The organism is Leisingera sp. F5, assembly GCF_001593695.1.
The window spans coordinates 1-2,052 of record NZ_LUKH01000591.1; the positions used below are offsets into that span (position 1 = coordinate 1).

Below are 2,052 nucleotides of genomic sequence, written 5' to 3' on the forward strand. Positions count from 1 at the left end.
CTTTGAAGGCGACAATCCGAATGAATGCTGGGGGGTTTCCGCACCAAAGGAAACCGTGAACACCCGCGACGGCCGCGTCGTGGCGGTGCGCCGCAGCGAAATCCAGCTGTTTGTCACCTTCCGCAGCAGCGACACCCCCAAAGGCGAAGTCAGCTTTACCGGCGGCTATCCGTTTGCGCCGGGATCCACCGTGAACATGGCCATTGGCGAGTCCGAATTTGAACTGTTCACCGAGGGCGAATGGGCCTGGCCGGCCACACCTGCGGACGACGCCAAGATTGTCACCGCCATGAAGCGCGGCGCAAATGCGGTGCTGACCGCGCGATCTGCCCGGGGCACCCAAACCAAAGACAGCTTCTCGCTGCTGGGATTCACGGCCGCCTTGGAAGACGCGGAAAAACGCTGCAGCAAGTAATATCTGCTGCCTAGCGGAAACACACCAAACCTCGGCTCGCGCCGGGGTTTTCTTGTTTGAAGCCCGCAAGCGGCCTAGCATGGGAAGCAGGAGGTGCCTGCCATGCCGAACTCAGCCAGTCTCCCGTGCGCTTGCCTTGCAGTTGCGCTGCTTTTCCCGCCTGCTTTTGCCAATCCGGCGCTGGAATGCGGCGCGGGAAGCCGTGAGGAAGTCGGTTCCTGCGTGGCGGATGATGAAGAGGGAGTGGAAGCCGCACTGCTCAACGCGTTGGAAGCCGCAATGGTCGCCGCTGCAGAGCGTGACAACACCAATGGCGGGACTGCCGTTGAAGCTACACTGATTGAGAGCCAAACCGCATGGGAAGCGTTCCGGGGCGCGCATTGCGCCTTTGCCGGCGAAGCCCATGCAGTGCGTGAAGACGCCGGAATTGCAACGCGGGCGTGCTGGACGACCTTGGGACGCGCCCGGGTCGAGGAGCTGGTGCGGTTTTCCAGATAGGCACTGGTCAGTGCGGCGGTCTGAAATATGCGTTCAAGGATTCCTTTTGATCTTTCGCGGGAATCCTATATAGAGCCGCATCCGCCCACCAGCACCGAGGCTAAAGCCCATGACCGCCAGCGCGCCGATTACCCAGGACGTATTGACCCTGCCCCGCAAGGATCCCGAAGGCGGCAAGATCAACCTTGTCGGCCTCACCCGCGAGCGCATGCGCGAGGTGTTAATCGAACACGGCACACCGGAAAAACAGGCCAAGATGCGTGTCGGACAGATCTGGCAGTGGATCTACCAGTGGGGCAAGCGCGACTTCGCGGATATGACCAACCTGGCCAAAGCCTACCGCGCAGACCTGGCAGACACCTTCGAAGTCCGCATCCCGGAAGTGGTGAGTAAGCAGGTCTCCACCGACGGCACCCGCAAATATCTGGTGCGGATCGCCGGCGGGCATGAAGTCGAGGTGGTCTATATCCCCGAAGACGGCCGCGGCACGCTGTGCATCTCGTCCCAAGTGGGCTGCACCCTGACCTGCTCGTTCTGCCACACCGGCACCCAGAAGCTGGTGCGCAACCTGACCCCGGCCGAGATTGTCGGCCAGGTGATGATGGCGCGCGACGATCTGGAGGAATGGCCGGTGCCTGGCGCGCCCAAGGATGAAACCCGCCTGTTGTCGAACATCGTTCTGATGGGCATGGGGGAGCCGCTGTACAACTTCGACAACGTCCGCGACGCGATGAAGATTGCGATGGATCCTGAGGGCATCTCGCTCAGCCGCCGCCGGATTACCCTGTCGACCTCAGGCGTGGTGCCGGAGATTGCCCGCACTGCCGAAGAAATCGGCTGTCTGCTGGCGATTTCCTTCCACGCCACCACCAACGAGATCCGCGACAAGCTGGTGCCGATCAACAAGCGCTGGAATATTGACGAGCTGCTGCAGGCACTTGCGGATTACCCCAAAGTGTCGAACTCCGAGCGGATCACATTTGAATATGTGATGCTGGACGGGGTCAATGACACTGACGCGGACGCGCACCGGCTGATCGAGCACATCAAGCGCTACAACATCCCGGCCAAGATCAACCTGATCCCGTTCAACGAATGGCCCGGCAGCCCCTACAGGCGGTCCTCGAACAACCGCATCC

General features: G+C 61.4%; 3 protein-coding genes. All 3 read left to right on the forward strand.

The window, feature by feature from the left end:
• On the forward strand, window positions 1-415 hold a 415-nt coding region (locus tag A2I95_RS33615), incomplete at its 5' end, for an invasion associated locus B family protein (protein WP_291736803.1).
• Between the two features lie 102 nt (window positions 416-517).
• On the forward strand, window positions 518-913 hold the full coding sequence (locus A2I95_RS33620; protein ID WP_367153191.1) for a lysozyme inhibitor LprI family protein: 396 nt from the start codon (window positions 518-520) through the stop codon (window positions 911-913).
• 109 nt (window positions 914-1,022) lie between these two features.
• Window positions 1,023-2,052 (forward strand): 23S rRNA (adenine(2503)-C(2))-methyltransferase RlmN (rlmN, locus tag A2I95_RS33625; protein ID WP_291736806.1); only part of this gene is annotated, 1,030 nt, incomplete at its 3' end.